The 25,468-nt window shown below is 63.6% G+C and carries 26 protein-coding genes, 2 pseudogenes and 3 riboswitches; of the genes and pseudogenes, 10 read left to right on the top strand and 18 right to left on the bottom strand.

What is annotated here, in order from left to right; all coding sequences use genetic code 11:
- Positions 1 to 8: 8 nt before the first annotated feature.
- From BOS5A_RS14055 to BOS5A_RS14130, 16 genes and pseudogenes are all read right to left on the bottom strand, one after another.
- Positions 9 to 224 carry a hypothetical protein gene (locus BOS5A_RS14055; protein ID WP_070156714.1) on the bottom strand — a complete coding sequence of 72 codons (216 nt, stop codon included), beginning with the start codon at positions 222 to 224 and terminating at the stop codon, positions 9 to 11.
- Positions 224 to 376 (bottom strand): hypothetical protein, encoded by a 153-nt coding sequence (locus BOS5A_RS14060; RefSeq protein ID WP_199857380.1) that lies wholly within the window; start codon positions 374 to 376, stop codon positions 224 to 226. The genes BOS5A_RS14055 and BOS5A_RS14060 overlap by 1 nt, the downstream gene beginning before the upstream one ends.
- 81 nt (positions 377 to 457) lie before the next feature.
- Positions 458 to 1,087, bottom strand: a complete 630-nt coding sequence (locus BOS5A_RS14065; RefSeq protein WP_070156713.1) for a cation transporter — start codon at positions 1,085 to 1,087, stop codon at positions 458 to 460.
- Positions 1,084 to 1,710, bottom strand: coding sequence for a histidine phosphatase family protein (locus tag BOS5A_RS14070; protein WP_070156712.1), 627 nt, complete (start codon positions 1,708 to 1,710; stop codon positions 1,084 to 1,086). The genes BOS5A_RS14065 and BOS5A_RS14070 overlap by 4 nt, the downstream gene beginning before the upstream one ends.
- A 13-nt stretch (positions 1,711 to 1,723) precedes the next feature.
- Positions 1,724 to 3,019, bottom strand: a complete 1,296-nt coding sequence (gene eno, locus BOS5A_RS14075; RefSeq protein WP_070156711.1) for a phosphopyruvate hydratase — start codon at positions 3,017 to 3,019, stop codon at positions 1,724 to 1,726.
- Between the two features lie 11 nt (positions 3,020 to 3,030).
- Entirely contained in the window at positions 3,031 to 3,654 is a 624-nt protein-coding gene (locus BOS5A_RS14080; RefSeq protein WP_070156710.1) for a 2,3-bisphosphoglycerate-dependent phosphoglycerate mutase, read from the bottom strand.
- A complete protein-coding gene (locus tag BOS5A_RS14085) occupies positions 3,654 to 4,463 on the bottom strand; it encodes a universal stress protein (protein WP_083276962.1) in 810 nt (269 codons plus the stop codon). Before BOS5A_RS14085 ends, BOS5A_RS14080 begins: the two co-directional genes overlap by 1 nt.
- A gap of 5 nt (positions 4,464 to 4,468) precedes the next feature.
- Positions 4,469 to 4,867, bottom strand: coding sequence for a fluoride efflux transporter CrcB (gene crcB, locus BOS5A_RS14090; protein ID WP_070156709.1), 399 nt, complete (start codon positions 4,865 to 4,867; stop codon positions 4,469 to 4,471).
- Entirely contained in the window at positions 4,861 to 6,153 is a 1,293-nt protein-coding gene (locus tag BOS5A_RS14095) for an SAM-dependent methyltransferase (RefSeq protein WP_199857381.1), read from the bottom strand. The genes crcB and BOS5A_RS14095 overlap by 7 nt, the downstream gene beginning before the upstream one ends.
- Positions 6,140 to 6,580 carry a universal stress protein gene (locus tag BOS5A_RS14100; protein ID WP_070156707.1) on the bottom strand — a complete coding sequence of 147 codons (441 nt, stop codon included), beginning with the start codon at positions 6,578 to 6,580 and terminating at the stop codon, positions 6,140 to 6,142. The genes BOS5A_RS14095 and BOS5A_RS14100 overlap by 14 nt, the downstream gene beginning before the upstream one ends.
- 25 nt (positions 6,581 to 6,605) lie before the next feature.
- The gene (locus BOS5A_RS14105) at positions 6,606 to 7,829 is read right to left on the bottom strand and encodes a cation:proton antiporter (RefSeq protein WP_070156706.1); all 1,224 of its coding nucleotides are present in this window, start codon (positions 7,827 to 7,829) and stop codon (positions 6,606 to 6,608) included.
- Positions 7,830 to 7,934: 105 nt separating this feature from the next.
- A riboswitch (Fluoride riboswitch) is annotated at positions 7,935 to 7,994 on the bottom strand.
- Between the two features lie 179 nt (positions 7,995 to 8,173).
- On the bottom strand, positions 8,174 to 8,500 hold the full coding sequence (locus BOS5A_RS14110) for a hypothetical protein (protein WP_070156705.1): 327 nt from the start codon (positions 8,498 to 8,500) through the stop codon (positions 8,174 to 8,176).
- Positions 8,501 to 8,515: 15 nt separating this feature from the next.
- Positions 8,516 to 9,337 carry a universal stress protein gene (locus BOS5A_RS14115; RefSeq protein ID WP_083276961.1) on the bottom strand — a complete coding sequence of 274 codons (822 nt, stop codon included), beginning with the start codon at positions 9,335 to 9,337 and terminating at the stop codon, positions 8,516 to 8,518.
- 55 nt (positions 9,338 to 9,392) lie between these two features.
- A riboswitch (Fluoride riboswitch) is annotated at positions 9,393 to 9,454 on the bottom strand.
- 59 nt (positions 9,455 to 9,513) lie between these two features.
- Positions 9,514 to 10,305: an ABC transporter ATP-binding protein gene (locus tag BOS5A_RS14120; protein ID WP_199857382.1), complete on the bottom strand. Its 792-nt coding sequence runs from the start codon at positions 10,303 to 10,305 to the stop codon at positions 9,514 to 9,516.
- Positions 10,292 to 10,726 carry a DUF190 domain-containing protein gene (locus BOS5A_RS16265; RefSeq protein WP_199857430.1) on the bottom strand — a complete coding sequence of 145 codons (435 nt, stop codon included), beginning with the start codon at positions 10,724 to 10,726 and terminating at the stop codon, positions 10,292 to 10,294. The genes BOS5A_RS14120 and BOS5A_RS16265 overlap by 14 nt, the downstream gene beginning before the upstream one ends.
- Positions 10,727 to 10,786: 60 nt before the next feature.
- Positions 10,787 to 12,139: pseudogene (locus BOS5A_RS14130) on the bottom strand (voltage-gated chloride channel family protein); the annotation flags it as partial.
- A 23-nt stretch (positions 12,140 to 12,162) separates the two neighbouring features.
- A riboswitch (Fluoride riboswitch) is annotated at positions 12,163 to 12,238 on the bottom strand.
- A gap of 242 nt (positions 12,239 to 12,480) precedes the next feature.
- On the opposite strand from BOS5A_RS14130, the pseudogene BOS5A_RS14135 reads away from it, so the two are divergent.
- Both BOS5A_RS14135 and BOS5A_RS14140 read left to right on the top strand, forming a co-directional pair.
- Positions 12,481 to 12,644 (top strand): annotated as a pseudogene (locus BOS5A_RS14135) (transposase); the annotation flags it as partial.
- 476 nt (positions 12,645 to 13,120) lie between these two features.
- Positions 13,121 to 13,897: an alpha/beta fold hydrolase gene (locus BOS5A_RS14140; RefSeq protein ID WP_234419342.1), complete on the top strand. Its 777-nt coding sequence runs from the start codon at positions 13,121 to 13,123 to the stop codon at positions 13,895 to 13,897.
- Between the two features lie 536 nt (positions 13,898 to 14,433).
- On the opposite strand, the gene BOS5A_RS14145 is transcribed toward BOS5A_RS14140, so the two are convergent.
- On the bottom strand, positions 14,434 to 16,095 hold the full coding sequence (locus tag BOS5A_RS14145) for a GMC family oxidoreductase (protein ID WP_083276958.1): 1,662 nt from the start codon (positions 16,093 to 16,095) through the stop codon (positions 14,434 to 14,436).
- A 363-nt stretch (positions 16,096 to 16,458) separates the two neighbouring features.
- On the opposite strand from BOS5A_RS14145, the gene BOS5A_RS14150 reads away from it, so the two are divergent.
- From BOS5A_RS14150 to istB, 3 genes are all read left to right on the top strand, one after another.
- Positions 16,459 to 17,343 carry a transporter gene (locus BOS5A_RS14150; RefSeq protein ID WP_070156703.1) on the top strand — a complete coding sequence of 295 codons (885 nt, stop codon included), beginning with the start codon at positions 16,459 to 16,461 and terminating at the stop codon, positions 17,341 to 17,343.
- Positions 17,344 to 17,495: 152 nt separating this feature from the next.
- The gene (istA, locus tag BOS5A_RS14155; RefSeq protein ID WP_066770782.1) at positions 17,496 to 19,007 is read left to right on the top strand and encodes an IS21 family transposase; all 1,512 of its coding nucleotides are present in this window, start codon (positions 17,496 to 17,498) and stop codon (positions 19,005 to 19,007) included.
- Entirely contained in the window at positions 19,004 to 19,843 is an 840-nt protein-coding gene (gene istB, locus BOS5A_RS14160) for an IS21-like element helper ATPase IstB (protein WP_066770779.1), read from the top strand. The genes istA and istB overlap by 4 nt, the downstream gene beginning before the upstream one ends.
- 79 nt (positions 19,844 to 19,922) lie before the next feature.
- On the opposite strand, the gene BOS5A_RS14165 is transcribed toward istB, so the two are convergent.
- Positions 19,923 to 20,186 (bottom strand): LysR family transcriptional regulator, encoded by a 264-nt coding sequence (locus tag BOS5A_RS14165; RefSeq protein ID WP_234419343.1) that lies wholly within the window; start codon positions 20,184 to 20,186, stop codon positions 19,923 to 19,925.
- A 112-nt stretch (positions 20,187 to 20,298) separates the two neighbouring features.
- Between BOS5A_RS14165 and BOS5A_RS14170 the strand changes: the two genes are divergently transcribed.
- The 5 genes from BOS5A_RS14170 to BOS5A_RS14190 are packed head-to-tail and all read left to right on the top strand — an operon-like array spanning position 20,299 to position 25,405.
- Positions 20,299 to 20,847 carry a MarR family winged helix-turn-helix transcriptional regulator gene (locus tag BOS5A_RS14170; RefSeq protein WP_151955604.1) on the top strand — a complete coding sequence of 183 codons (549 nt, stop codon included), beginning with the start codon at positions 20,299 to 20,301 and terminating at the stop codon, positions 20,845 to 20,847.
- Positions 20,837 to 22,864, top strand: a complete 2,028-nt coding sequence (locus BOS5A_RS14175) for an FUSC family protein (RefSeq protein WP_151955605.1) — start codon at positions 20,837 to 20,839, stop codon at positions 22,862 to 22,864. The genes BOS5A_RS14170 and BOS5A_RS14175 overlap by 11 nt, the downstream gene beginning before the upstream one ends.
- A complete protein-coding gene (locus tag BOS5A_RS14180; RefSeq protein WP_151955606.1) occupies positions 22,861 to 23,076 on the top strand; it encodes a DUF1656 domain-containing protein in 216 nt (71 codons plus the stop codon). The genes BOS5A_RS14175 and BOS5A_RS14180 overlap by 4 nt, the downstream gene beginning before the upstream one ends.
- On the top strand, positions 23,073 to 23,951 hold the full coding sequence (locus BOS5A_RS14185) for an HlyD family efflux transporter periplasmic adaptor subunit (RefSeq protein WP_151955607.1): 879 nt from the start codon (positions 23,073 to 23,075) through the stop codon (positions 23,949 to 23,951). The genes BOS5A_RS14180 and BOS5A_RS14185 overlap by 4 nt, the downstream gene beginning before the upstream one ends.
- The gene (locus tag BOS5A_RS14190) at positions 23,948 to 25,405 is read left to right on the top strand and encodes an efflux transporter outer membrane subunit (RefSeq protein ID WP_151955608.1); all 1,458 of its coding nucleotides are present in this window, start codon (positions 23,948 to 23,950) and stop codon (positions 25,403 to 25,405) included. The genes BOS5A_RS14185 and BOS5A_RS14190 overlap by 4 nt, the downstream gene beginning before the upstream one ends.
- Positions 25,406 to 25,468 lie beyond the last annotated feature (63 nt).

Genomic DNA, 25,468 nt, shown 5'->3' on the forward strand with positions numbered 1-25,468 from the left:
GCAGCCCCTCACGAACGGTAGCCGCACTGCATGAGTACGCCGCAGACGACGGAGAGCTGTTCGACTTCCTGCGCATCGGGACGGCCAATCGGCTCATAGAGCTGCATCCGCGCCCGACCGAGAACCTTTTCGGAGTGGACCTTCACCAACGCGTCGGCGCGCTCGACCGCCGCAGGCGATGACGTCCCGGCCCGTTCCTTGGCCTCTGACGGCTTCGACCCCATCAGGCGCGGTCAGCGCCCGCGCCTTGGGCGTGTCCCGCATTGCTTCGGCTTCCCCGACCGTGCGCGGCAACCGCGCCGGCCACCTCGCGAACGACGCAGCCCTTGGGAAGCTGATGTTGGCTATATTCGCGATATGGGATGATCGTCGCCATGAGCGCGCCGATCGGCGCGAACAACAGCCTATCGCGAGCCAGAGCTTCAAGGTGCCCATAAAGCGATGCGACGGTCGCGTATCACGGCTCGGCTTGGGAAAGCAGATGCTCCTCCCGCGCCGCCATCCAGACTTCGCGGGCCGCGTCGAGATTCATGATCGCGATGCCGATGCCGACAATGATGTCCGGCCAGGGCGAATGAACTCTCAGTGTCACGAGGCCAGCGACAATGATCGCGACGTTTGCAAGGGCATCGTTCCGTGCTGACAGCCAGGCTGCCTTGGCAAGACTGCCGCCCCGCCGCCGATGGCGGGCGAGCAGGAAGGCCGCGATCAGGTTCACCAGCAGGGCGCCGAGGCCGGTGGCAGAAAGGGCTATGGCGTCGGGTGGAAGAGGAGCGCTGAGCTTGTGCCACAGCGTCCACAAGAAGGCGATTGCAGGCGCCAGCAGGATTGCCGAAAGCAACATGCCCACGCGCGCGCGCCGCGCGGCACTCCATCCCAGGGCCGCCACGATAAGGAAATTGACGGCGGCGTCCTCGAAGAAGTCGGCGCTGTCTGCGAAGAGCGACACCGATCCGATGCGGAGCGCGACCGCGAACTCGACGCCGAAATACGCCAGATTAAGCAGCGCGACGATGAGCACCGCCCGCCGAAGGGCGGACAGCAGAGAACTGTTGAGAGGCTCGGTCGAAGATCGTTCCCCGCTCATGCCGGTTCTTCCTCCGACAGACCGAGCAGGTGGACATGCTCGTTGATCCGCTGGACCGCTACCTTGGTGTCGATGTCGATTTCGTTGATGCAGGCCGGATGTTGCTGCAGACGCCAATAGCCCGATAGCGGCAGGTCAAGCAGTTGCAGCAGCAGGGCACGATTTACGCTGTCGTGGCCGACCGCCACCACCGTCTCGCCGGGATGGGCTTCCAGCATGAGCCGGAGGGAATCGGCGGTTCTCAGCGCAAGCGCCTGAAGCGTGTCACCGCCGGGTATGCGGGCCAGATGCGGCGCGCTGAACCACAGATCGTAGAGAGCCTGAGACGTCTGCTGGACCTCTTCATGCGTCTTCCAGCTCCACTCACCATAATCGAAGTCGAGCAGCTCCGGGAGCGGCTGCGGGACCAGGCTGTAGCGATCGGCGATGGCCCGCGCTGTGTCCGCGGATCGACCCATCGGGCTGGTGAACACGGCATCGACCCTCCATTCGGCCGCGATCCGTTCTGCAGTAGCGGCCGCCTGTCGCCGGCCCAGCTCCGTCAAAGGGACTTCCTTGCGGCCCCGAAAGCGCTCGGGTTTGATGCCTTCGACATGACCGTGGCGCACGAGAATGAGTTTCATGGGTAGCCGCCTTTCATTTGCGGGTGAACGGATTGATGAAGACGGCTCGGCCGCCAAGCGCGCGTTCGATTTCGAGAAGCCGGTTGTATTTTGCGAGACGTTCGCCCCGGCAGGGTGCGCCGGACTTGATCTGCCCCGCGCCGATTGCCACCGCGAAATCGGCGATGAAGTCGTCATTGGTCTCGCCGGAGCGATGGGAGACCATCGTGCACCAACCAGCCTGGTGGCAGAGCTTCGCCGCGTCGACCGTCTCGGTGACAGTGCCGATCTGGTTGAGCTTGATGAGGACCGCGTTCATCGCCTTGCGGTCGATCGCTTGCCTGATGAACTTTGCGTTTGTGACGGTGATGTCGTCGCCCATGACCTGAATCCGGCCACCTTGCGCGGCCATCTGGTCGACGAAGCCCTGCCAGTCGTCGTCGGCGAAGCCGTCTTCGATCGAGACGATCGGAAACTCGCCGATGAGCTTCTCGTAGAATGCGAGCAGGCCAGCACGATCGAAGGGCCCGCCGCTGGAGGGTCTGACATCGTAACAGTCGCCGGATCGGAATGATGAGGCGGCAGGGTCAAGCGCGATCGCGATGTCCTCTCCCGGCTGATAACCGGCTTTCTCGATCGCCTTGACGATGAGGCTCAGCGAAGCGTGAATTGCCTGCGCATCGAACCCCGGCGCGAAACCGCCCTCGTCGCCCACGCTTGTGCGCAGCTTCTCCTGATGGAGGATCTCGCGGAGCGCCGCGTAGGTTTCAGCGCCATAGCGCAGCGCCTCGGCGAAGCTCGGCGCGCCCGCCGGCACGATCATGAACTCCTGGAAGTCGATGCCGCTTTCGGCGTGCTTGCCGCCGTTCATGACGTTGAACGCCGGCACGGGCAGGATTTGCGCCGCCGAACCGCCGCCAAGCTGCTCGTAGAGCGGCACCCCCTGCACCGCCGACGCGGCGCGGGCGGCCGCCATCGAGACGCCAAGGATGGCATTCGCCCCGAGCCGGGCCTTGTCGGGCGTGCCATCGAGCGCGATCATGGCGCGATCGAGCGTGGCCTGATCGCAGACGTCATAGCCCTGCAGGGCGGCGGCAAGTGGCCCTTCGACGCGGCCTATGGCCTGCAAGACGCCTTTGCCGCCGAAACGGGCGCTGTCGCCGTCGCGCAGTTCCACAGCCTCGTTGGCGCCGGTCGAGGCACCGGACGGCACCGCTGCGGTCGCTTCGATGCCGCTTTCGAGAATAACAGTGACGGCGAGCGTCGGGTTGCCGCGCGAGTCGAGGATCTCGCGGCCGTGAAGACTGGCAATGCGGGTGCTGGGGATCATGGCGGTTCCGATCAGGCGAGGAGCGCGCGGCGGACGATCGCCGTCGTCTCGCCGATCGCATAGTGGATGGTAGCCCCGGTCGAGAGGTCGAAACTCTCGATCGCGGCGGCGTCGAGGCCGTCGAGCGCCATGCACAGCGCTCGCAGCGTATTGCCTTGGGAGACGACAAGCGTGGTTCCGCCAGCCATCGCGGCGGGCAAGAGGACGTGGACATAAGCCGCAAGCACGCGCGCGGCGGTACCGCGCAGGCTCTCCCCTTCCGGCGGCGCCTCGGCGTAGGAACGCCGCCAGAGCCGTATCTGAGCGGCGCCGACCTCGGCTACGGCCTCATCCTTGTTGCGGCCCGTCAGCGTGCCGTAATCGCGCTCGTTGAGCGCCGGCAGATGCGTCAAGGGCGTTTCGGTTGCTTCCAGCACTTCCTTGATGATCGCGACCGTCTCCGTCGCGCGAGACGCCGGCGAGCTGAAGATGCGCGAGGGCGCCAGCCTCGCCTCCCGAATCCGATGGGCGACCCGCGCTGCCTCGTCTCGGCCGATCGCTGTCAGCGGCGGATTGCTCCAGCCCGTGAAGACATTGGCCGCATTGGTCGCGCTCTCGCCATGACGCACGACGACGAGGCTGATGGGCGCCCCCATCAGTGCGCCAGGAACAGCGGCAGAGCGGTGTTGCGCAGCATTTGCCGCGTGGTGCTGCCCAGGAGCCATTCGACGAGCTGGCTGTGCCGATAGGCACCCGCCACCAGCATGTCGGCCCCGATCGCCTCTGCCTCCTTGACGATCTGCGCGCCCCGATCATGCCCTGAAGGCGCGACCACGCGCAATTGCGCGTCTATGCCCATTTCCTGCAGCCTGTCGGCCAAGGTGAGGGCATGATCCTGTTCGGCGTCGATTCGGATCGCCGTCACCGTGTCGGCGGCGCGCAGCCACGGCATCGCGCCCTGAATAGCATCGTCCGTGACCGGCGTGTCGCTCAGCGCCACGGCGATGTGCGCGAAGGCGGGCGGTCGGGGCGTCCAATCCGCCGGCACCAGCAAGAGCGGCTTGCCCGTCTCGCGGATCGCGGCGTGCTGCGCGTCGCCGCTGTCGAGATCTTGGCTCTGCACCAGCACAAGGAGGTCGGCGTCGCCGGCTGCTTCGACGATCGTCGCCTCCTCGGCTCCTGCCGGCGCTTTCCATTCGACGCGGGGCGTGTCGTCGGCGGTGCCGGCGTTCCATGCAACGAATGCTGCCTGCGCGGCCATCGCCTTGTCGCTGGCGGTGCCCTCGGCCGTCTCCCGGAGGCGCTGGATCTGGACTTCCTCGGTCGAGGAGACGAGCTGGTCGGGATCGACGACGACATGCAGCGCCTCGATCCGGGCGAACTTGTCGACCTTCGCCGCAACAACGGCGGCGTCGAGGCAGGAGCGAGCGGTGGCGGCTTCGGTGACGATGGCGAGAATCTTCATGGGGCTTAGCTCCGAAATAGCCGCGCCAGAGCTTCGGGCGCGGAGAAGCCTATCCAGACCGCGAGCACGCCGGCGGTGACGGACAGGAGGATGTTGGCGAGGGCTCGGCCCAGCTCGCCGGTCTGGATGAGGGCGAGCGTTTGCAGGCTGAACGAGGAAAAGGTGGTATAGCCGCCGCAGAGCCCCACCAGCATGAAGGCGCGGATTTCCGGCGGCACCGGCCAGCGGCCGCCCGTTTCGGTGAGGGCGGCGAACAGGCCGATCACGAACGAGCCCGTTATGTTGATGAAGATCGTTCCCCACGGCATCGCCTCGCCGAAGCGTGCCGTGAAGACGAGGTTGATCCAGTAGCGGCCGAGCGTGCCGATCAGACCGCCGACGGCGATCCATGCGTAGGTCAGCATTGCGCCGCCTCCGTTTCAGGAGCGGTCGCCTTGCGACGGGCGTGCGCCCGCTTCGGCTGCGGTCGGGGTCTTGCACCATGCAAGCCTTGCTCGGCTTCGGTGATGTAGGTGCGCGTGATCGGCAGGCTGGCGACGTCGCGGGCAATCTGGGCCTGAAACACCATCAGCCCATTGAAGCGGAAGCCCATCTCGCAGGACGCCAGATAGAACTCCCACATGCGATAAAAACGGGCATCGTAGATCGCCTCGATCGCAGGGCGGTTGGCGGCGGCGCGCAGGCGCCAGTGGCGCAGTGTCTCGGCATAATGGAGCCGCAGCACTTCGAGATCGGTCAACCACAGCCCGGTTTCCTCGAGCGCCGCCAAGGCTTCGCTAACGGCCGGAATATAACCGCCAGGGAAGATGTGCTCCTGCGTCCAGCGGTCGAAACCCGGCCCCCGATCCTTGCGGCCGATCGAATGGACGAGCGCCACGCCATCATCGGTCAGGAGCCGGTCGATCGCGCCGAAATAGTCCCGATAATGCTTGGCACCGACATGCTCGAACATGCCGACCGACACAATGCGATCGAACCGGCCCGCCACCTGGCGATAGTCAGCGAGCGCGAACCGCACGCGGTCGGAAACGCCAGCGGCCGAGGCGCGGTCTCGTGCGACCCGAAGCTGTTCGGTCGAGAGGGTGATTCCCGTGACATAAACGTCGGCGCTGCGCGCGAGCATCAGCGCCAGGCCTCCCCATCCGCAGCCGATGTCGAGAATATGCGCGCCAGGCTGCAGATCCAGCTTCGCCGCGATGTGCGCTTTCTTCGCGGCCTGCGCCGCTTCGAGCGACATGCCCGGATCGGTGAAGTAGGCGCAGCTATATTGGAGATCTTCGTCAAGGAAGAGGCGGTAGAAGGCTTCCGACAGGTCATAATGGTGCGCGACGTTGCGGCGCGATCGCCCGAGGGAATTGGTGCGGGCGCGCAGCGCGGCCGTCAGCTCACGGGCGCGGCCCAGGATACCCGCGCCGGGACGGCGTTTCAAATTGCGCCCGATCAGCTCCATGAGGCTGTCGAGCGTGCCGCGTTCGATAACCAGCGAGCCCGCCATATAGCATTGCCCGAGCTGATATTCGGGGTCGAGCGCGAGCAGATTGGCAGCCCAGCGATCCTTCAGCCGGATCGCGACATCGAGCTGCGGCATGTCGATCGGCACCGCGCCGATGGTGAAGGAGGGCTCGGAACCGATCGCAACGGACAGCCGGCCGACCTCGATCATGCGGGCGAGCAGCTCACGCAGCATCATGTCCTCCCTCGCGGACGATGAGCACCGAGCAATCCACCTTGTGCGTCATGCGGTCCGAGCGGCGGCCGAACAGGTGCTCCCACAGATCGGCATGTTCGGTCGCGCCGATCACCAGCAGATCGGCCTTGGCCTCGCGTGTGAACGCGACGATGTGCCCGACCGGATGGCCGGTGAAGACGTGGGTCTTCAGCGTGACACCCGATCGCGCCGCGATCCGCTCGGCGAGCGCCTTGTGCCTGCCGATATGGCGGCGTTCCTCCGTTTCATGCGCGGTTACGTCCGCGATCATGCCGGTTCGAGGCGCAATGTCTTCGACGAACAGCACGTCGAGGCCGGTGTCCGCGACCGCTGCCAGCTCAATCGCGGTGCGTAGCGCGGTCAGGGAGTTCTCGGAGCCATCATTGGCGTGAACGATATGGTGGAACATCGAACTTACCTCCTTGCCGGCGACGTCATGAGCGGCCTGCTACGGCGGCCGCGACCTGCGGCGCCGCTTCGGGCTTTTGCGCGTCGGGAAGCGGCTCTTCAGGCGGGATCAGGTGTCGCGGCAGGTAGAAGGCATTGGCGATCAATGTCGGGACGATCGCCGAGCCGATCACGGTCGCGACGAGGATCGAATATTGGCTCTGGTCGATGACGTGGTGCGAGAGGCCGAACAGCGCTGAAATCGTTCCGAAGGTAAGGCCCGTCGACATAAGCAGGGTCGTGTAGGCCGCTTCCTTGCGCGGAGACGCGAACCAGCGCGTCAACGGATAGACGCCGACCACCTTCGAGGCCATCTTGCCGATCAAGAGCACGAGAAAGCCAATCGGCGCAGCCCATAGCGCCGACAGTGAGACGAACGAGCCGGCGCGAATGAAGTAGAAGGGCGTCAGCAGGCCGAAGGTCAGCGTGCGCAGCCGCCGAATGAGCGCGTGATCCTTGCCTACGGTGCCAGCTAGCACCATGCCGACCAGATAGGCCGGCAGCACCGCTTCGCTGTCCGCCCAGGTCGCAAGCGCGCCGAGGCCGAACAGCGCGAGCAACAGAAACTTGGCTTCCAGCTCGGAGGGGCGATCGCCATAGAGTTTGAAGAAGCGGGGCGTCAGCCACGGCAGGATCACGAACACGACGACAGCGATCCCAGCGAAAATCGCCGTCTTGACGGTGAATGGCGCGAAGATCACGCCCAGCGCCAGCACCGTCACCAGGTCGTTGATGAAGCAGGCGGCAAGCAGCGTCTTGCCATAATCGGTGCGATTGAGCCCGAACTCGAGCATGACTGCATAGACGACCGCGACCGAAGTTGTGGACATGGCGACGCCGGCGAGCAGGGCGGCCTTCATCGTCCAGCCCAGCCCGAGGACGGCGAGTAGCGTGCAGCCGACGAACGGCAGCGTGAACCCCGCCAGACCGACTGCGGTCGCCTCCTTCCATTTGGTGCGGAAAACGCTCGGGTCCAGCTCGGCGCCGGCGAGGAAGGTGAGGACGATCGCGCCCGCCCCCGATAGGAATGTCACCCAGCTTTCCTGGGTGCCGAGCACTGCCGAGCCCACGGCCGCGCCGATAATGAGCTGGGCGATGGTGCCCACCACGATTTCCGACAGCGCCGTAGCGATCTTGAACCAGATCGACATAAGGGTCGCGACCAGCGCCAGCCCCAGCCAAAGCGCGGCAATCGCCCACACATGGGTCATTCTTCACCGTCTCCGCACCCGCTCGGGCTATGCCCGTTCCGGCGTGTGTCAGGATCGGGCCGTTACCGACGGCCCGCGCGGCGAAGACACACTCCCACCGCGTTTGACGCAGTAGGGGTCATCAGCCTGTCGGCGGTTATGGGGGACTCCATCCCCATCCAGCGATGTCGAAGGCAGGGCAAGAGCCCTTCCCTTCCGGATAACCTTAAAGTGAATTGATCGTTCCGCTCAAGGCTAATCCAGTCACCCCTTGGATTTTGTCACACTGACGAGGACGCCAACGATTGCGAGGATGACTGCCAGCACCAGAATCAGGTCGAAAGGGGCTACGGGCATATCGACCTTCATGGGATACTTGGCGGGTCGCTTGCCGGAAAGCTCTCGTCAGATTGTTCATCGACCTCATCCCAGCCTCGTCGGGGGTCGCGGTCGCGGATACTGGCTGGACCGGCGGTGCGGGTCTGGTCGATATTGGCGGGATCGGTTTCGTCGGGCTGCAGGGCGGCACCCTCTGCCTTCCCTACGGCCCGCTCGCCCACCTCGGCCGCTCTGGCGGTATATTCTTCGGCGAGCTTCAGGTGCGACGCTTTAGCCTCGGCCGTATCGGCCTCTGCGGCCAAGCGCTGCTCCTCCTGTGCTCGGCGCACGAAATAGGCATGATCTTCGGGCATCTTCTCCATCCTTCGTCAGTGAGCGAGAAACAGGGGCAGATCGAAGCGCGCGAGCACATGGCGGGTGGTTCCGCCAAGCAGCCATTCGATGAACTGATTGTGCCGATAGGCGCCCATCACCAGCAGATCGGCACCGAGCTGGTGCGCTTCGGTAACGAGCTGGTCGCCGAGCGTCTCGCTATCGCGCGGCACTTGGCGGACGTGGAAAGCTATGCCTTCGAGTCCGAGCAGCTCTTCGGCCGAACGGGCAATCTCGCGGCTTTCGGCGACCAGCAGCAGCGTCACCTCACTCGCCACGCGCAACCACGGCAAGGCGCCTTCGAGCGACCGCAGACAAGCCGATGTGTCGTTCCAGGCGATGACGATATGCTCAGCGAAAGTATCACCAGGTTGAAGACGCCATTTCGCGGGCACCAGAAAGAAGGGATGCTTGACGCGGTTGAAGGCGGCGTGGAGCGCGTCGCCGCCGTCCATGTTGGTCGGGCGCGCCAGGACCAGCACATCGAAGATACGCGCTTCCTGCTCGACATTTTCCTCCTCGGCGCCGATGCGTTCCTTCCAGCGCAGCGGAATGTCCGCGTCCGGATGCTCGGCGATCCAGGCTTCATAGGTCGCGTGTGTCGCCGCCTCGCGCTCCTGGGCGGTGCCTTCATAGCGGACACGCAATTGCTGGAAGGCCAGCTCCTCGCTCGCGCAGACAATATGCTCGGGATCGACGACGACATGCAGCGCCTCGATCGTGGCATCCTTCAGCACATGGGCTGCGGCCTCGGCCGCGTCCAGACAGGCCGGCGTCGTCGCGGCCTCGGCGATCACCGCCAACAGCTTAGTGGTCATGACCCTCTCCCTTCTGCGGGAGTGCGGCAAGACCTACCGACGCCCGCGAAATGGCGTTCTGGTAGGAGTTATCAGCCTTTGCGGCGGTTGATGGGGAACTCCATCCCCGAACCCTATATAGATATTCGCCTCGTCGATCGGCAAGGGCGGAGGCTTGCACCGTGCAAGCCCTCGGCTCAGCGATGGTCGCCAACGCCAAGCGGCGTGCCGGCGCGCGAGCGCTTCCCCAGCAGGTATTCGCGCACCCAGGGATGATCGGACTTTTCCAGCTCGCGGACCGGCGCGATGGCTACGATCTTCTTGTCCGCAAGCGCCGCTACCCGATCGGTGATCGTGTAGAGCGTGTCGATGTCGTGCGTCACCAGCACGACCGTCAGACCGAGACTATGCGCCAGATCGCGGATCAGACGGTCGATCTGATCGGCCATCACCGGGTCGAGGCCCGATGTCGGCTCGTCAAGCAGCAACAGTTCGGGATCAAGCGCAATCGCGCGAGCTACGCCGGCCCGCTTCTGCATCCCGCCCGACAGCTCATTGGGAAATTTGTCGATCGAGTCCGCTGGGAGACCCGACAGGATCGCCTTGAGCTGGGCGATTTCACAAAGCATTTGGTCCGGAAGCCGGGCGTGTTCGCGCAGCGGGACTTCGATGTTTTCCCGCACCGTTAGCGTTGAAAACAGGGCATTGGCCTGAAACAGCACGCCCCACCGGCGTTTGACGGCTTCGATTTCCGCCTCCGGCCCCTCATGAATGTCGGTCCCGAACACCTGGATCGAGCCGCTAGCGGGCGGAAGCAAGCCGATGATAGATTTCAGCAGCACGGACTTTCCCGAACCTGAGCCGCCGACGAGGCCGAGGATCTCGCCGCGTTTAACGGTCAGGTCGAGGCCCTTATGGATGACCTGCTCGCCGATTTCGGTCCTGAGCCCCTTCACCTCGAGCGGCGGTGCCCCATCAGACGGCGGCATCCGGCTCGGCCGACAGCTCTTCGGGCGTCGCATCCTCATGATCGACACCCCTGGGGCCGATGCTCCAATGCTCGAGATGCTTGTAAACGATCACCTTGCTCGCCAGCAGATCGCCATGTGCCGCGCAGAAGGCTTCGAGCTTGTCGCGATGGTCGATCAGCTCGACGCACATGGTCAGATGCGGATCGCTGATCTCGGCGCCATGCTCGCGCACCGGGCCGTGGTTTGAGAAGCCGTAATGGGTGTGATGCGCGACGGCGTTCATGACGCCTTCCGCTTTCGCCTGCGCGACCAGGGCGCGGTAGAGCGGCTTGGAGGCCCAAAGCGTCTTCACGGAGCCCTTGGCGGCCTTGTCGCTGGGCTTGAGGTAGATACGGATCATGCCGATCTCGCTGGCATTGACCTGATGTGTGTGGGGCATGGGATCGCCTTCGCTGGTGATGGATGGGGAGAAGGGGAAAAGATCGGTGAGTGAATGCTGCGGGCGGATCGCGCGGGCATCCCGCAGCGTGGTATCGGGCGGGAGCAGGCCGCCGCCCGTCTTGGGGACGGCGATCCGCTGCGACAGATAGATGCCGCTGTGACCCGAGCAGAGATAGGCCAGGAAGCACGCGATCGCGATCGGCACGATGTGGGTCGCCCCGAACAGCTCGACGCCCATGATCGTGCAGGCGAGCGGCGTGTTGGCCGCCCCCGCGAACACCGCCACGAAGCCGAGCCCCGCGAACAGATCGACAGGCGCGCCCAGGAGCCCGCCGAGCGCGTTGCCGAGTGCGGCCCCGATGAAGAACAAGGGCGTGACCTCGCCGCCCTTGAAGCCGGCGCTTAGGGTCACGACGGTGAAGAGGATCTTGAGCAGCCAGCTCCAATGGTCGACGGGCGGCCCGAAGAAGCCGGCGATGGTGGGAGCGTTGGGATCGGCGGACCAAACTCCTAGCCCGAGATAATCACGGGTGCCGAGCAGATAGACCAAGGCGATGACCATCAACCCGCCGACCACTGGCCGAACCGGACCATAGGGAATGAGGCGCTTGAACAGGCCGCCCAGGCTGTGATTGGCCTCCGCGAAGACGAGGCCGGCAAGCCCGAACACCACGCCGGCGATCGCTGCCTTGCCCAGCAACAGCGGTTCCGCGGTCAGCGCACCACCGACGCCGGCAACATAGTCGATGTGATAGGCGCCGTGATGGATGCCCCACATATGGCAGGTCCAGTCACCGACGACACCGGCGATCAGGCATGGCACCAGCGCCGAATATTCGACGCGACCGATCGCGAGCACTTCCAGCGCGAACACGGCGCCGGCGAGCGGCGTGCCGAACACCGCCCCGAAGCCGGCGGCAATACCGGCCATCAGCAGAACGCGGACGCCGGATGGATCGAGCCCGACCAGACGCGCGACCGCACTCGCGAGGCTTCCCCCGAGCTGCACGGCTGTCCCCTCGCGCCCTGCGGAGCCGCCGAACAGGTGCGTCGCCACGGTTCCGATGAAGATCAGTGGCGCCATGCGCAGCGGCACGCCGCCACCGGGCTCGTGGATTTGCTCGACGATCAGGTTGTTGCCGCCTTCGACGCTCCTGCCCGTCCACTGGTAGAGCAGCCCGATCGCGAAGCCGCCCGCCGGCAGCAGGAACAGCAGCCAGGGATGCGCGAAGCGCGTCCGTGTCGCGACGTCGAGACTCCACAGGAAGGCAGCGCAGAGACTTCCGACCGCCAGCGCCATCGGCACGAGAATCAATCCCCAGCGAAGCACCGAGATGGCGTGGCCGTGGCGCGTGCGGACGAACGCAGCGACGTTTAGGGTATGAAAGAGATTCCGAAACGTAGCGCGCACAATTCCTCCTTGTTGCCTGACGGCGACAGGTAGGAATCATCAGCCTTGCGGGCGGTTCGGCTCGGACGAGCCCGGCAGGAATCCATTGCCGTGATCGGCTATGCCTGACGCTGCACTGCAGCGTCAATCCTTATGACGTGCTCAATCTCCAGATAACCCGTATCCACTCCCGCACGGCGGTGGCCTGCCAAGTTCAGGGAAGGAGAAGGCCGGGATCGACTAGGCTTGCACCCTGCAAGCCAATTGAGACAGCGGGGGCTCGACCCCGTCCCGGAAAATGCCTCCAGCGGGAATGGGAGAAATCTGTCAAAATCGAAGCTGATTTGAGTTGGAGATTTTGCATGAAGAAGTCGAAGTTCACTGGCGAGCAAATTGCGTTTGCGCTGCGTCAGGCCGAGGTCGGCACGCAGGTGCCGGAGTGTGCCGGAAGATGGGCCTCTCGGAGGCGACGTATTACCGCTGGAAGCAGTTATACGGCGGCTTGGGCCTTCAGAGCTGCGCAAGATGCACCTTCCACATCCCTGGGGTTCTCGACACCGGCCGAATTCGCTTCATGGGCCGGGGTTAACCCCGGCCCATGAAAAGCCGGATCTCTCGTTCTGGCCGGTGGCAATTCCGGGGTAGGGTCACTCGATTTCGCTGTGGCCATTACGGCGCAGCTGCGACAGCCACATCGATAATCTCCACACCCGAACCTTTTCCGAAAGCCTTGCCGACTTGGGCAGCGCAGCGCCGCGAGGGATGGATGCAACGGACGGCTACCGATCTCTGTTCAAGGTCCCTGATCTCATGGCTGAGAGGCGGCTGCACATTTCCAAGCTTCTATGCTGTCCGGGCAAAATGCCTTTCCTCCAAAACGGTCAGGAAAGAACAGATATGCCACAACTCCACATCATGCTCTAAGGCTATTGGGATCACACCCATCATGTATTGGACATATGATGACCACAGGCCCACCGGCAGATGCAGGAGGTCGTCAATATGGCACGTACCGTAGTTCACGCGCAAAGTTTCGAGCGACCGTCGCCCTCCTCTTCCCGATCGACGCATCCGGCATCATTCGAGCCTATCGTCTTTCTGCCCGGCCTGTTGTGCGACCAGTCGCTCTGGCGCCATCAGGTCGGCGCGCTCGCTGACGACGTCGCGCCGATGATCGCTGACCTCACCCTGGACGACAATATCGGTGACATGGCGCGACGGACGCTTGCAGCAGCCCCTGCCCGCTTCTCCCTCGTCGGTCTCTCAATGGGCGGCTATGTAGCGCTCGATATCATGCGCAGAGCGCCTCACCGGGTTCGTCGCCTAGCCCTTTTCAATTCAAGCGCGCGCGCCGACACACCGGAGCGGATTGCCCAGCGCCACGCCGGTATCGAATCCCTTCAGCGGGGCAAGTTTCTGGGCGTCACCCGCCGCTTGCTGAACAGTCTAGTGCATCCAAGTCATGTCGAAGGGACCGTGGCGGACGAAATGCGCGCAATGGCCCAACGCGTTGGCGGAGACGCTTTTCTTCGGCAGCAACAGGCAATCATGAGCCGCCCCGACTCGACCGGTCTCCTCAGCACCATCGCGGTGCCCACGATGATCGTCGTTGGAGACGGCGACCGGATCACGCCGCCCGCACACGCGGAAGAAATCCACGATCGCGTTGTGGGGTCAGTATTGCATATCATTCGAGACTGCGGCCATATGGCAGCTCTCGAGCATCCCGGAGAGACGACAACCCTTCTCAGGGAATGGTTGGCAACGGAGGCCGATTGATCATCGCCCGAGAGGCAAAGCATTTCTCTTCGAATTTATCTGGCCAGACGTGCATGTCTGAAAAGATTGGCGGCGCGTAAGCTGTTCGGGTTATCGGGGGCGTACTGGGAAGATGTCTTCGCCTCACCGAGACCATCGGCGAGGAGCCAATGAGTGACCTTAAGTCACTCATCGCGCTCGCTCTTCGGCGCGGAACAAAGCAATTCCGACGAGGTCATAGACTTATCGACGACCACCTCATGCGCCTCCATGGCGCTCGGAGCTGTTCCCGGATCAAAACGGATACCACCGAAACCCTTGAAGAGAATAGACCTTCGATATCCTCCACTAACCCTGCGATTTTTTCTCATCACGCAATGACACCTCCTGATGATCGACCGTTCCTGCGCGGTTTTTGCGGACGGTGATGACGCTTCCCTTTGTCATTTGTCACGTCGACAGCGCCCACCAAGGGGGACGGCCTGATTTCGTGTACTGCCATGGTTTGCGATCGGTCGGAGGAAGCGGATCGCCGGCGCCAAGTCGATGTTGGACTTTCAGGCAGGCAGCGTCTGGGCGGGAGGAACGATCGCAGGCTGCGGCGAGCCGGGAGCCCGTCCGGTAGACCGGTGCAAGACGTCGTCCACCAGCATGGCAGAAGCGTGACGCGCGAGGGCCTGGGTGGGTGCGTTGGTGTTGCCACTCGTGATGTTCGGCATGATGGACGCGTCGATCACCCGCAGGCCTTCAACTCCGCGTACCCGTAGACGTGCATCGACGACAGCGCGCTCGTCCGCCCCCATCCGGCAGGTGCCGACCGGATGCCACATCGTCGTGGCGACGCGCTTGACCCACTCGCCGATCTCGGCGTCCGTCTGCGCTTGCGGGCCAGGTTCAATCTCGTCCTCGATCACGGGCGCGAGCGACTCCTGGCGCATCACTTCACGAATTGCGCGGACGGATGCGACGGCGGCCTTCAGATCCTCCTCCTCGCCGATGAAGTTCGGATTGATGAGCGGCATCGAGGTCGGATCGCCATCCGCCAGGCGGATCCAGCCGCGGCTTTTCGGCTGGAGGACGACAAGCTCGAAGGTGATGCCGGAGCGATCGCCTGTCGGACTCAAGCCGTCTGCCGAGATGATCGGAACATGATAGCACTGGATGGTGGGATCGGCGGTGAAGTCGGAAGGATTCCAGTAGGACACCGTCTCGATGCCATTGCCCGACGCCGGGCCGTCCTTGGTGACGAGGTAGCGCAGACCGGCCTTCATGCTTCCAAGGCCTTGCGCCGCCATCTGGTAGCCGAGATCGCCCTTCACATAGGCGCGCACGGGGACGATCGGATGATCCTGGAGATTCTCGCCGACTTCCGGAGAGTCGACGATGACCGGAAGACCATGCTGTAGCAGCTGCTCGGCCGGCCCGACGCCGGAATGCATCAGGATCTTCGGACTTTGGATCGCTCCAGCCGATAGAATCACCTCGCCCGCCAGGATGAGTTCCGGAGTCGTACCATGCAGTTCAACACCAACGGCACGCTTGTTCTCGATCAGGATGCGCGTGACGGTCTTGTCGGTGAGGAGCGTTACCCGGCCCGAAGCGAGGTGCGGCCGCAGATAGGCATCGGCCGCGCTGCAGCGGCGCTGGTTGCCGACCGTAGACTGGACCGGCGAGACTCCGATCTGGCTCTCGCCATTGTAATCGGGATTGTAGGGAAGGCCATATTCCTGGAATGCCTTCAAACAATATTGATTCAGCTTGTTGATGCCCTTGGGCAATTGGACTGACAGTCCGCCGTTGACGCCATGATAGTCGTCGTGGAAGGTGTCATTGTCCTCCTGCGCCATGAAGACGGGGAGGAGGTCCGCATAGGACCAGCGGCCGGTGTCGCCGACGGCGTTCTGCCAGGCGGCATAATCGCGCTCCTGGCCGCGAACATAGCACATCGCGTTGATCGACGATCCGCCGCCGAGCACCCTGCCCGCGCGATAGGCGCGGACGGTCCCATGCTGCGGTACCGTTTCATACTTCCACACGTGCCGGTCATGGATGAGGATGTTGGCGAATCCCGCGGGGATATGGATGAACGGATCGCGATCGGTCTCGCCCGCCTCGATGAGTGCGATCGACGCGTCGGTGTGCTCGGCCAGATAGCTCGCCACTACACAGCCGGCTGCACCAGCACCGACGATCACGAAGTCGTAGCTTTCCTTGGTCATGCTCAGTCATCCTCATTCGCGGTCGCCCCAGCGACCGCGGGCAATCCGCGCGACTGCCTGCCGGCCTGACCGCGTCCCGGCATTCCGAACGCGAACTCTACGCCGATGGCGTCTGACCCGTTGACGGGCTGATCGGCAGGCGGACTTTTCAATAAAAGCGCCGCCGCCCCATTCGAAATACCTTATCGATAATCTGCTATATCGCCAGGGTATCATGAGGCTTCACGGCGGGAAGTCGCCGGCGCCAGTTCATTGAAAGCATTGTATTTTGATACCGAAAGGGTATATCGGCCAGACCATAAAGGTTTTTGCCTCGATCGCTTCGCTTGGTCATTGAATAACCAAATATCCAGGGAGGGATCGATGGGCTGGCGCCATAGTGCATTGTTGTTCTTGCTTACCACTGCGCTGGCCACCCCGGCCGCGGCAGTCGATGTGGATCCCGGCGACTACGTCGCGCTGAAGCCTGGCACCAATATGTTGCTGCTCTACGGCACCTACACCGATCGTGATGCGATCCAGGTGCCCGGGGTGGGCCTGCTGGGAAGCGACACTGAGCTCCGGTCAAGCATCGGACTCGTCCGTTTCGTTCACTTCGTGAAGATAGGCCCGTTCATCGCGGATCCGCAGATCATCGTGCCGTTCGGCGCGATTTACAGCGGCCGCGCGGCCGGTCAGAGGCTACGAAGCTCAAGCGGGATCGGCGACATCATGCCATTCGCGACCCTGTGGCTCGTGCATCATGACGATCCAGTGCATGGCACCTATGTGGGCTTCTCGCCGATCGTCTCGATGCCAACCGGGACCTATAGCCACAACAAAGCCGCCAATATCGGCGGCAATCGCTACACATACGACATGCAGGTCGGCGTCGTGCAGGGTGTCGCGCGACGGTTTGCGCTCGAAGCCTATGGCGACATGACATGGTACGGCCATAATGACGACTATGGCGTTGATCGGCAGACCCTGACGCAGCATCGCACGGACGCCGTGCAGATCTGGGGGCGCTACACTCTGTCGCCAAAGACTTCGGCGTCGATCGGCTATGCCGGCTATTGGGGCGGCCGCCAATATGTCGATGGACTCTACAACGGCACGAAGACCGAAAATCAGCAGGTCCGCTTTGCCGTGCAGACGTTCGTCGCGCCGGGCTTGCAAGTCGAGGGTAGCGCGGGCCACATGGTTCATGTCGAGGGCGGGTTCCGCGAGGCGATACGGGCCCAGATCCGCATCGCTAAAATCTTTTAGTCAGCGCTCGAGGTGAATGGCCGGAAAACATGCACAAACCTTGATCTGTGCAGGGCGGTGACAAAACCAGCCACTGGAACGCCAGCGAAGTGCTGAGCGTGGCGGAGTAAAAACCGGCCAGTGGTAAGGCTGCCCTTTTGAGGGCGGCCGGGATGTATGCCGTGGAAGTTTACGCGAGTGTTCGGCAGTTTGTGTTTGTGCAGGGGCGCAGCCAGCGAGAGGCCGCGCGGGTATTTGGATTAAGCCGGGAGACGATTGGCAAGATCTGCCGATTTTCACTGCCACCTGGCTATACGCGCACGAAGCCGGTGGAGAAGCCGAAGCTGGGGCCTTTGCTGCCGGTGGTTGACGCGATTTTGGAAGGTGACCGGACGGCGCCGGTCAAGCAGCGACACACGGCGAAGCGGATCTTCGAGCGGCTGCGCGATGAATATGGCTATGGCGGCGGCTACACGGTGGTGAAGGACTATGTCCGGCTGAGCCGGGTGCGTGGCCGCGAGACATTTGTGCCGCTGGCGCACCCACCGGGGCATGCGCAGGTGGATTTTGGCGAAGCGGTGGGCGTGATTGGCGGTGTGGAGCAGAAGATCCACTTCCTGTGCATGGATTTGCCGCAGTCCGATGCCTGTTTCGTGAAGGCTTTCCCGCGCGAGACGACCGAGGCATTTCTGGATGGGCATGTATCGGCCTTCGACTTCTTTGGCGGCATTCCCCAGTCGATCCTCTACGACAACACGACGATTGCGGTGGCCAAGATTCTGGGGGACGGCAAGCGTGAGCGCACACGTGCCTTCAGCGAGCTGGTCAGCCACTACCTGTTTTCTGACCGCTTCGGCCGACCCGGCAAGGGGAATGACAAGGGCAAGGTCGAAGGGCTGGTCAAATACGCGCGCCGCAACTTCATGACGCCCAAGCCGCAGGCGGCGAGCTATGACGCACTGAACGCGGCTCTTTTGGAGCGCTGTCATGCGCGGCAAGGCGAACGTGCTGGCCGCCATGCCCAGACCATCGGTGAGCGCATGGTTGCTGACGTTGCGGCGCTACGCCCACTACCGCCGGTGCCATTGGAGCCATGCGAGAGGCGCAGCGCCCGTGTGTCATCGACGGCGCTGGTGCGGTATCGCGGCAATGATTACTCGGTGCCCACAAGGTTTGGGTTCCAGGATGTGGTGGTGAAGGGCTTCGTGGACGAGGTGGTGATCCTGTCCGGCGCCGAGGAGATCGCCCGCCATGTGCGCAGTTATGGCAGCGGCGATTTTGTGGCCGATCCGCTGCATTATCTGGCGCTGATCGAGACAAAGCCGAATGCTCTCGATCAGGCGGCTGCACTGCAGAATTGGGCCTTGCCCGATGTCTTTGCCCACCTGCGGCAATTGCTGGAGGGACGCATGGGCCGCAAGGGCAAGCGCGAGTATATCCAGGTCTTGCGCTTGCTGGAAGCGATGCCCATGGCCGTGGTGACCCATGCTGTCACTCAGGCGATCCACATGGGCGCGATCAGCTTTGATGCGGTGAAGCAGATCGCACTGGCCAGGATGGAACGGCGGCCCGCCAGGCTTGACCTGACGACCTATCCCCACCTGCCAAGGCTGGATGTGAAGGTCACGCAGGCGGCTGATTATGCGGCTCTGATGCCCCAGGTCTCGAAGGAGATGGCAGCATGAGCCGGGCGCCCGATGACAACCTGCCCACCGGCACCACCGCTGGTGCGCCACAGGTGCTGCTGGCCCACCACCTCAAGCAACTCAAACTGCCGACCGTTTTGCGCGAATATGAGAAAGTAGCCCGGGAGTGCGCGCGTGATGGTGTCGATCATCCCCGCTATCTACTGCGCCTGATCGAACTGGAACTGATCGACCGTGAGCGGCGCACTGTCGAACGCCGGATCCGTGCTGCCCGGTTCCCGGCCGTCAAAAGCTTCGATACCTTCGACTTCACCGCCATCCCCAGCCTCAACAAGATGCTGACGCTGGATCTGGCGCGCTGCGAATATATCCTGCGGCGCGAGAATATCATTGCGCTGGGCAATAGCGGGACGGGCAAAACCCATGTGGCGCTCGCCCTGGGGCTGGCCGCCTGCCAGAAGGGCTTCACCGTGACCTTCACCACCGCCGCGGCGCTGGTGAACCAGTTACTGGAAGCCCGCGACGAGAAGCGGCTGCTCAAGATGCAGCGCGAGTTGGCTGCAGTGAAGCTGCTGATCATCGACGAACTGGGTTACGTCCCGCTCTCGCCCACCGGCGCGGAGCTGTTGTTCGAGACCTTCTCCCAGCGCTACGAACGCGGCTCCACCATCGTTACCTCCAACCTGCCGTTTGAGGACTGGACGCAGGTGCTTGGGTCCGAGCGCCTGACCGGCGCATTGCTGGATCGTTTGACCCACCACGTCAGCATCCTGACCATGAATGGTGACAGTTACCGCCTAAAGCAGTCAGCCAGTCGCCGTCGCGCCACTGCCAGCGGGGCGGAGCAAAACCAGGCCACCGTCGACGAAAACTGACCCATCAAAACGGCCAAAAGCAAAGGGCCCCGATCGGGGCCCTTTGCTTTGCACCTGCCGCAACATCAGTGGCCTACTTTTACTCCGCCACAGTGGCCGGTTTTTGCTCCGCCGTTGACAGCTCGGCCCGCTGGATGACCTGGATCGCCTGCTCGTAGAAGAGCTGGCCTGTGGCCGTGAGGGCGAGCGGCCTTGCCTCACGATCGAACAGCTTCGTCCCGAGTTCCTCCTCCATTTCATGGATCCGACGGCTCAACGGCGGCTGGGCCATGTTGAGCCGTTCGGCGCCACGGGTAAAACTGCGTTCGGTCGCCACGGCGACAAAATAGCGGAGATGCTTCACATCGTACACGATACCCCCACGGTATTCGTTCGAACCATAATGATCTTTTACGCAGTCATTTCCTTAGAGCAAATGCCGCGTCGGATGAGTGCCGCGAAAGGCTTTCCTGACAATGGCTACCGAGAAGATGGACGCAGGGCAACGCGCATCGCCCCGATCCTGTGGAAAGCGCGACGGCATGCCCCTGGATATCAAGGACGGCAGAGCGGGAGGCCGCGCTGCACTTGAAAGCGAGTTCACTCGGGAATTCGTCCCGCTCGCGCGCAGCTGGCGCCATGCACTCGACCTAAAGCTGGCCAGACTGGGTCTCTCGGGAGCCACCGGTCTTGCCCTGCTTCTCACGGACGAACTCGGCGACGATCTTCGCCAAACCGACCTGGCTTCAGGTCTCGATATCAATTCGGCATCGCTCGTCCGGCTCGTCGATGCGCTCGGAGAGTCCGGCTATGTCGAACGTCTCTTCGATCCCGTCGATCGCCGGGTGCGCCGCGTGCGCCTCACCAGCAGCGGTCGCAAGGCCGCGCGCGAGGTCAAACAGGCAATAGCGACGTTGCGCGCCACGGCGCTTGCGGGCTTCGACGACGAGGATCTCGCAACCGCCCTGCGCGTGATCCGCAGGATTGCACGGTCGCTCGACGGGGAGCGGCGCAATGAGTTCTGATCGGTTCGGCGTCCGCGACGCGCTTTTCTCCGTGAAGTGCCTCGTGGCAGCGATGCTCGCTTATTATATCGCGCTGCGCATCGGCCTGCCCCGGCCCTCCTGGGCGGTGCTTACCGCCTATATCGTTTCGCAACCGCTTGCCGGTGCGGTTCTGTCGAAAGCGCTGTTCAGGGTACTGGGCACGGTCCTGGGCGCCACGATGGCGGTGATCCTCGTGCCCAATCTTGTCAACTCTCCCGAGCTTCTCACGCTTGCACTCGCCCTTTGGCTCGGCGTCTGCATCTATTTCGGACTGCTGGATAGGACTCCGCGATCCTATATCTTTCTTCTTGCCGGCTACACGGCGAGCATTATCGGCTTTCCTTCGGTCTCCGCGCCCGATGCGATCTTCACCACCGCGATCCTGCGCGTCCAGGAGATCACGCTGGGGATCCTGTGTGCCAGCTTGCTCCATGGCGTGGTCCTTCCGCAGACTGTCACCTCGCGTCTGATCGCCCGCGTGGATACGATTCTCGGGGATGCAGCGCGCTGGTCGTCCGACACGCTGAACGACCGACTGGAAGCGACGTTGAACCGGGACCGGCGGCGTCTAGCGGTCGACATCTTCGATCTTCACCAGCTTTCGATCCACCTTCCCTTCGACATGGCACGTCTGCAGCCGCGAATCTCGGTGGTGCGGGCGTTGCAGGATCAGATTTCCCTTATCCTGCCCCTGGGCGCTGCATGTCTCGACCGGATCGAACAGCTCCGTGCGGCCGGAGCGATGCCGGAAACGGTCGAGGTGCTTCTGGCAGACACGCGCCAGTGGCTGGAGTCCGGTGCGCGCTCCGATGGGGAGGCGAAGACGCTCGCAAGCCGTGCGCGGATGCTGGAACCTGCAGCGCCATCGTCCTGGACCGCGATGCTGCTCGCCAATCTGCTCGTGCGCCTCAACGAACTGATTCGATCCCATAGCGCCTGCGGCGCTTTGCGGACGCTGATAGCCGATCCTCATGCAATTCCGCCCAGGGAGATAGAAGCCGTTCTACGCCGCGCCGGCCATCGTCCGCTCCACCGCGATCATGGGGTGGCCATCCGGTCGGCGCTGGGAGTCGCAACCGCGGTTGTGCTGCTGTGCACGGTCTGGATCGCGACTGCCTGGCCCGACGGCGCGTCGGCCGCCCTGATCGCCGGGGCCGTGGGCGCCATTCTCGCAAGCATTGGCGGCGACTCCGCCACCGGCTGGAAATTGCTGATTGGTGCCGTCGTCGCCACGATGGTCTGCCTACTCTACGATTTCGCGATCTTTCCGCGCGTCACGGACTTCGCGCCTCTGGTCATGGTTCTGGCCCCCACGCTTCTCCTGATGGGAGGGATGATGACCATGCCTCCGACAGCACCCTATGCGCTCGGCTTCATGGTGACGCTGCCGACCTCGATCGGACTCGTCGATCGCTATTCCAGCAGCCTCGATGCCCTTCTCAACGGCAATATGGCGCAGTTCGCCGGGATGGCCGCCCCCGTGATCAGCCTGACGCTTTTTGCGAGCATCGATGGTAACATGCGTGCCCGCAAGCTGCTTCATGTCACGCGGCGTGACCTGGCTCGCCGATGCCTGAGCCGTGCCCGACCTCGCACCGAGCGCTGGCTCGCTACAATGCTGGACCGCGTCGCCTATCTCTATCCGCATGTAGCCCGCGGAGAGGCCTCTTCCGACACGCTCGAGGCTATATTGGCGGACACGCGGGCCGGCATCAACATCGACGAGCTGCGCCGGATCAGAGGCAGAAGGGGTCTGGCCGATACCGATGGGGCTATCGGGTCTGTGCTGGTTGCGGTTCATGACCATCTTCGATCCGCCGGTTCATCTGCGCCCGGTGTTGGCGAGGATGCACGCCTACAACTCGATCGGCTCCTGGCAAGGAGCTCATCGACGCTTCCGCAGGATGCCGCAAGGGCGCTCTCTCTCGCGCTCGTGGGTCTGCGGCGAAGCCTCTTTCCCGATGCCGCCGCACCTCTCCTGGAGACGCAAGCATGATCGGCGAAATCTCGATCTTCGGGGTGTTCGTTCCGACCCTCATCCTGATCGGGCTCGGAGCGCTGGTCCTGTGCGGGGCGGTGACGATGCTCCTGTCGAGCATCGGCTTCTATCGCTTCATCGTCCATCGGCCGATCGTCGATCTCGCAATCTTCCTTCTCCTTCTTGCCGCGCTCGCGGATGCGAGCGGCATTTTTGGATCCATGTCATGAAACGCTTTGTTCCTTATCTGGTCAGGCTGGTGGCGACCCTCGTCATCGTCGTTGTCGCGGCGCTCGTCGCGATCGCAATGTGGCATCGTTACGAGGTCTCGCCCTGGACGCGCGACGGACATGTCCGCGCCGATGTCGTGCGGGTCACGAACGATGTTGCCGGTCTGGTGACCGAGGTCCATGTGCGCGACAATCAGGTCGTTCATGCCGGCGACCTGCTCTTCGTAGTCGACCGTCCAAGATACCGGGCCGCGCTCGACGAAGCCGACGCCAACATTGCCAGCGCCAAGGCAACACTCGATATGGCGCGCAAGACGGCGCGGCGCGATCTCGCGCTGGGCGACCTGGTCGCGGCCGAGACCCATGAAGAGAATGTCGCTCGCGTGCTGACCACGCAGGCGGCGCTGATGCAGGCGCAATCGGCCCGCGAAACCGCCGCGCTGAACCTGCAGCGGACCGAGGTCCGCGCAAGCGTCAACGGGCAGGTCACCAATCTCGATCTTCATCCCGGCGACTATATCGGGGTCGGCACGCAGGCGATGGCGCTGATCGCGACCGACACCCTGAGGGTGGAGGGCTATTTCGAGGAAACCAAGCTCGACGGCATTCGTGTCGGGGACCGCGCGATCGTGCGGCTTATGGGAACGCCGCAACCGATGGAGGGCCATGTCGACAGCATCGCAGGCGGTATCGCCGATGACCAGCGCGGGAACAGCGGCAACCTGCTGCCCACGGTCACTCCGACATTCACCTGGGTTCGGTTGGCCCAACGCATTCCTGTGCGGATCCATATCGATCGGCTGGCGCCGAACACCGCGCTTATTCCCGGGCGGACAGCGACTGTCACGATCCTGCCGAGGGGGAAGCGGGCATGAAACGCCATGCTGCCGCATCCGGACTGCTGATGGCGCTGCTGTCGGCCTGCACCGCCGGTCCGGATTTCCGGGTTCCGGACCATGCGATGGTCAAATCGCCTTCGGCGAACGCGCCATTCCACAGCGGCGACGAGGCAATCTACATATCGGCTCCTCTGCCCGATCATTGGTGGCGTCTTTATGAGGATGCCAGACTCGACGCCTATGTAGCGGAAGCGCTCGCGGCGAATACCGATCTGCGGGCCGCCGATGCCAATCTGAAGCGTGCAAGCTATATTGTGCGCGAGGCCGAGGCGGGCCGGACCATCCAGACGACCATCTCGGGCGGCGCGGACATCAGCCGCATCGGCGGCTTCACTGGCCCCGGTTCGTCCTATACCTACAATCTTGGCGCGGGGGTGTCCTACCCACTCGATCTGGCCGGCGGCATCAAGCGCGGCATCGAGGCGGCACGCGCCAACAGCGAGGCTGAACAGGCGGCACGCGACCAGGTCCGGGTGGCCGTCGCTGCAGCGGTCACGCGCAGCTACGCGGCCGCCTGCTCTGCAAACGTGACGCTTGCGGCCACCCGAAGGGTTCTCGAGGTGCAGCGCCAGACGCTGCAGGTCACCACGCGCCTCGCAAGCGGCGGGCGCGGCACGGCCTTCGATGTCACGCGCGCAAGGGCGGCCGTCGATCAGAGCGCCGCGGCTATTCCGGGCGTCCTCGCCAGTCGTCAGGCCGCGTTATACGAACTGGCTGCGCTCATGGGCCGCGCGCCTGCGGACTACCCCCGTGAGGCGGAGGAATGTGCTGCTCCACCTTCGCTCCGGCAGGTCATCCCGATCGGAGACGGCGCCGCGCTGCTCAGCCGACGTCCGGATGTCCGCGCGGCGGAGCGCCGGCTTCATGCAGCGACGGCGACTATCGGCGTCGAGACAGCGGAACTCTACCCGCACATCTCGCTTGGCGGCTCGATGGGCTTCGCGGGTCCGTTCTCGACCTTCCTGTCGGGCAACGGCTTCGGCGGTAGCCTCGGCCCCCTCCTCTCATGGACCTTTCCCAATCGGTCGGTCGCCCATGCCCGGATCGCAGAGGCCGGGGCTTCTGCCGAGGCTGCCTCCGCCAATTTCGACGGCACGGTCATCGAGGCATTGAGGCAGACCGAAACCGCCTTGTCGGCCTATGCCCGGGAAGCAGATCGAAACCATGCCCTCACGCTGACCCAGGGGGACACGCTCAAGGCGAGCGACCAGGCAAGCCGTCTCTATCATTTCGGCCGAACAAACTTCATCGATGTTCTTTCCGCCGAAGCAAGTCTCGCGAACGCCGAGGCAACACTCGCGCAATCGCGTGCGACCCTTGTCGATCGGCAGGTGGACCTGTTCCTGGCGCTTGGTGGGGGGTGGACGGATGGACCAGAGGGGACAGAAACGAAAGAGAGTTCAACGCGAGTAAAGGCAAATGCACGCTGAGCAGATGTATCAGGCTGCCGAAGACTTCCATGGTGGCTACACCTCGGCCTATGTCGCCATGCT

It is taken from the genome of Sphingomonas sp. EC-HK361 (assembly GCF_902498785.1).
In the GTDB taxonomy this organism is placed as follows: domain Bacteria; phylum Pseudomonadota; class Alphaproteobacteria; order Sphingomonadales; family Sphingomonadaceae; genus Sphingomonas.

Coding starts and splice junctions, on each gene's coding strand:
- BOS5A_RS14110 (WP_070156705.1), bottom strand. CDS start 8,500: ATGCCCGAAGATCATGCCTATTTCGTGCGCCGAGCACAGGAGGAGCAG.
- BOS5A_RS14060 (WP_199857380.1), bottom strand. CDS start 376: ATGGCGACGATCATCCCATATCGCGAATATAGCCAACATCAGCTTCCC.
- BOS5A_RS14170 (WP_151955604.1), top strand. CDS start 20,299: ATGGCTACCGAGAAGATGGACGCAGGGCAACGCGCATCGCCCCGATCC.
- BOS5A_RS16265 (WP_199857430.1), bottom strand. CDS start 10,726: ATGCCCCACACACATCAGGTCAATGCCAGCGAGATCGGCATGATCCGT.
- BOS5A_RS14120 (WP_199857382.1), bottom strand. CDS start 10,305: ATGCCGCCGTCTGATGGGGCACCGCCGCTCGAGGTGAAGGGGCTCAGG.
- BOS5A_RS14095 (WP_199857381.1), bottom strand. CDS start 6,153: ATGATGCTGCGTGAGCTGCTCGCCCGCATGATCGAGGTCGGCCGGCTG.
- BOS5A_RS14055 (WP_070156714.1), bottom strand. CDS start 224: ATGGGGTCGAAGCCGTCAGAGGCCAAGGAACGGGCCGGGACGTCATCG.
- BOS5A_RS14085 (WP_083276962.1), bottom strand. CDS start 4,463: ATGAAGATTCTCGCCATCGTCACCGAAGCCGCCACCGCTCGCTCCTGC.
- BOS5A_RS14185 (WP_151955607.1), top strand. CDS start 23,073: ATGAAACGCTTTGTTCCTTATCTGGTCAGGCTGGTGGCGACCCTCGTC.
- BOS5A_RS14180 (WP_151955606.1), top strand. CDS start 22,861: ATGATCGGCGAAATCTCGATCTTCGGGGTGTTCGTTCCGACCCTCATC.
- BOS5A_RS14065 (WP_070156713.1), bottom strand. CDS start 1,087: ATGAGCGGGGAACGATCTTCGACCGAGCCTCTCAACAGTTCTCTGCTG.
- crcB (WP_070156709.1), bottom strand. CDS start 4,867: ATGCTGACCTACGCATGGATCGCCGTCGGCGGTCTGATCGGCACGCTC.
- BOS5A_RS14145 (WP_083276958.1), bottom strand. CDS start 16,095: ATGACCAAGGAAAGCTACGACTTCGTGATCGTCGGTGCTGGTGCAGCC.
- BOS5A_RS14080 (WP_070156710.1), bottom strand. CDS start 3,654: ATGGGGGCGCCCATCAGCCTCGTCGTCGTGCGTCATGGCGAGAGCGCG.
- BOS5A_RS14140 (WP_234419342.1), top strand. CDS start 13,121: ATGGCACGTACCGTAGTTCACGCGCAAAGTTTCGAGCGACCGTCGCCC.
- BOS5A_RS14190 (WP_151955608.1), top strand. CDS start 23,948: ATGAAACGCCATGCTGCCGCATCCGGACTGCTGATGGCGCTGCTGTCG.
- BOS5A_RS14115 (WP_083276961.1), bottom strand. CDS start 9,337: ATGACCACTAAGCTGTTGGCGGTGATCGCCGAGGCCGCGACGACGCCG.
- BOS5A_RS14150 (WP_070156703.1), top strand. CDS start 16,459: ATGGGCTGGCGCCATAGTGCATTGTTGTTCTTGCTTACCACTGCGCTG.
- eno (WP_070156711.1), bottom strand. CDS start 3,019: ATGATCCCCAGCACCCGCATTGCCAGTCTTCACGGCCGCGAGATCCTC.
- BOS5A_RS14175 (WP_151955605.1), top strand. CDS start 20,837: ATGAGTTCTGATCGGTTCGGCGTCCGCGACGCGCTTTTCTCCGTGAAG.
- BOS5A_RS14070 (WP_070156712.1), bottom strand. CDS start 1,710: ATGAAACTCATTCTCGTGCGCCACGGTCATGTCGAAGGCATCAAACCC.
- BOS5A_RS14105 (WP_070156706.1), bottom strand. CDS start 7,829: ATGACCCATGTGTGGGCGATTGCCGCGCTTTGGCTGGGGCTGGCGCTG.
- istB (WP_066770779.1), top strand. CDS start 19,004: ATGAGCCGGGCGCCCGATGACAACCTGCCCACCGGCACCACCGCTGGT.
- istA (WP_066770782.1), top strand. CDS start 17,496: ATGTATGCCGTGGAAGTTTACGCGAGTGTTCGGCAGTTTGTGTTTGTG.
- BOS5A_RS14100 (WP_070156707.1), bottom strand. CDS start 6,580: ATGTTCCACCATATCGTTCACGCCAATGATGGCTCCGAGAACTCCCTG.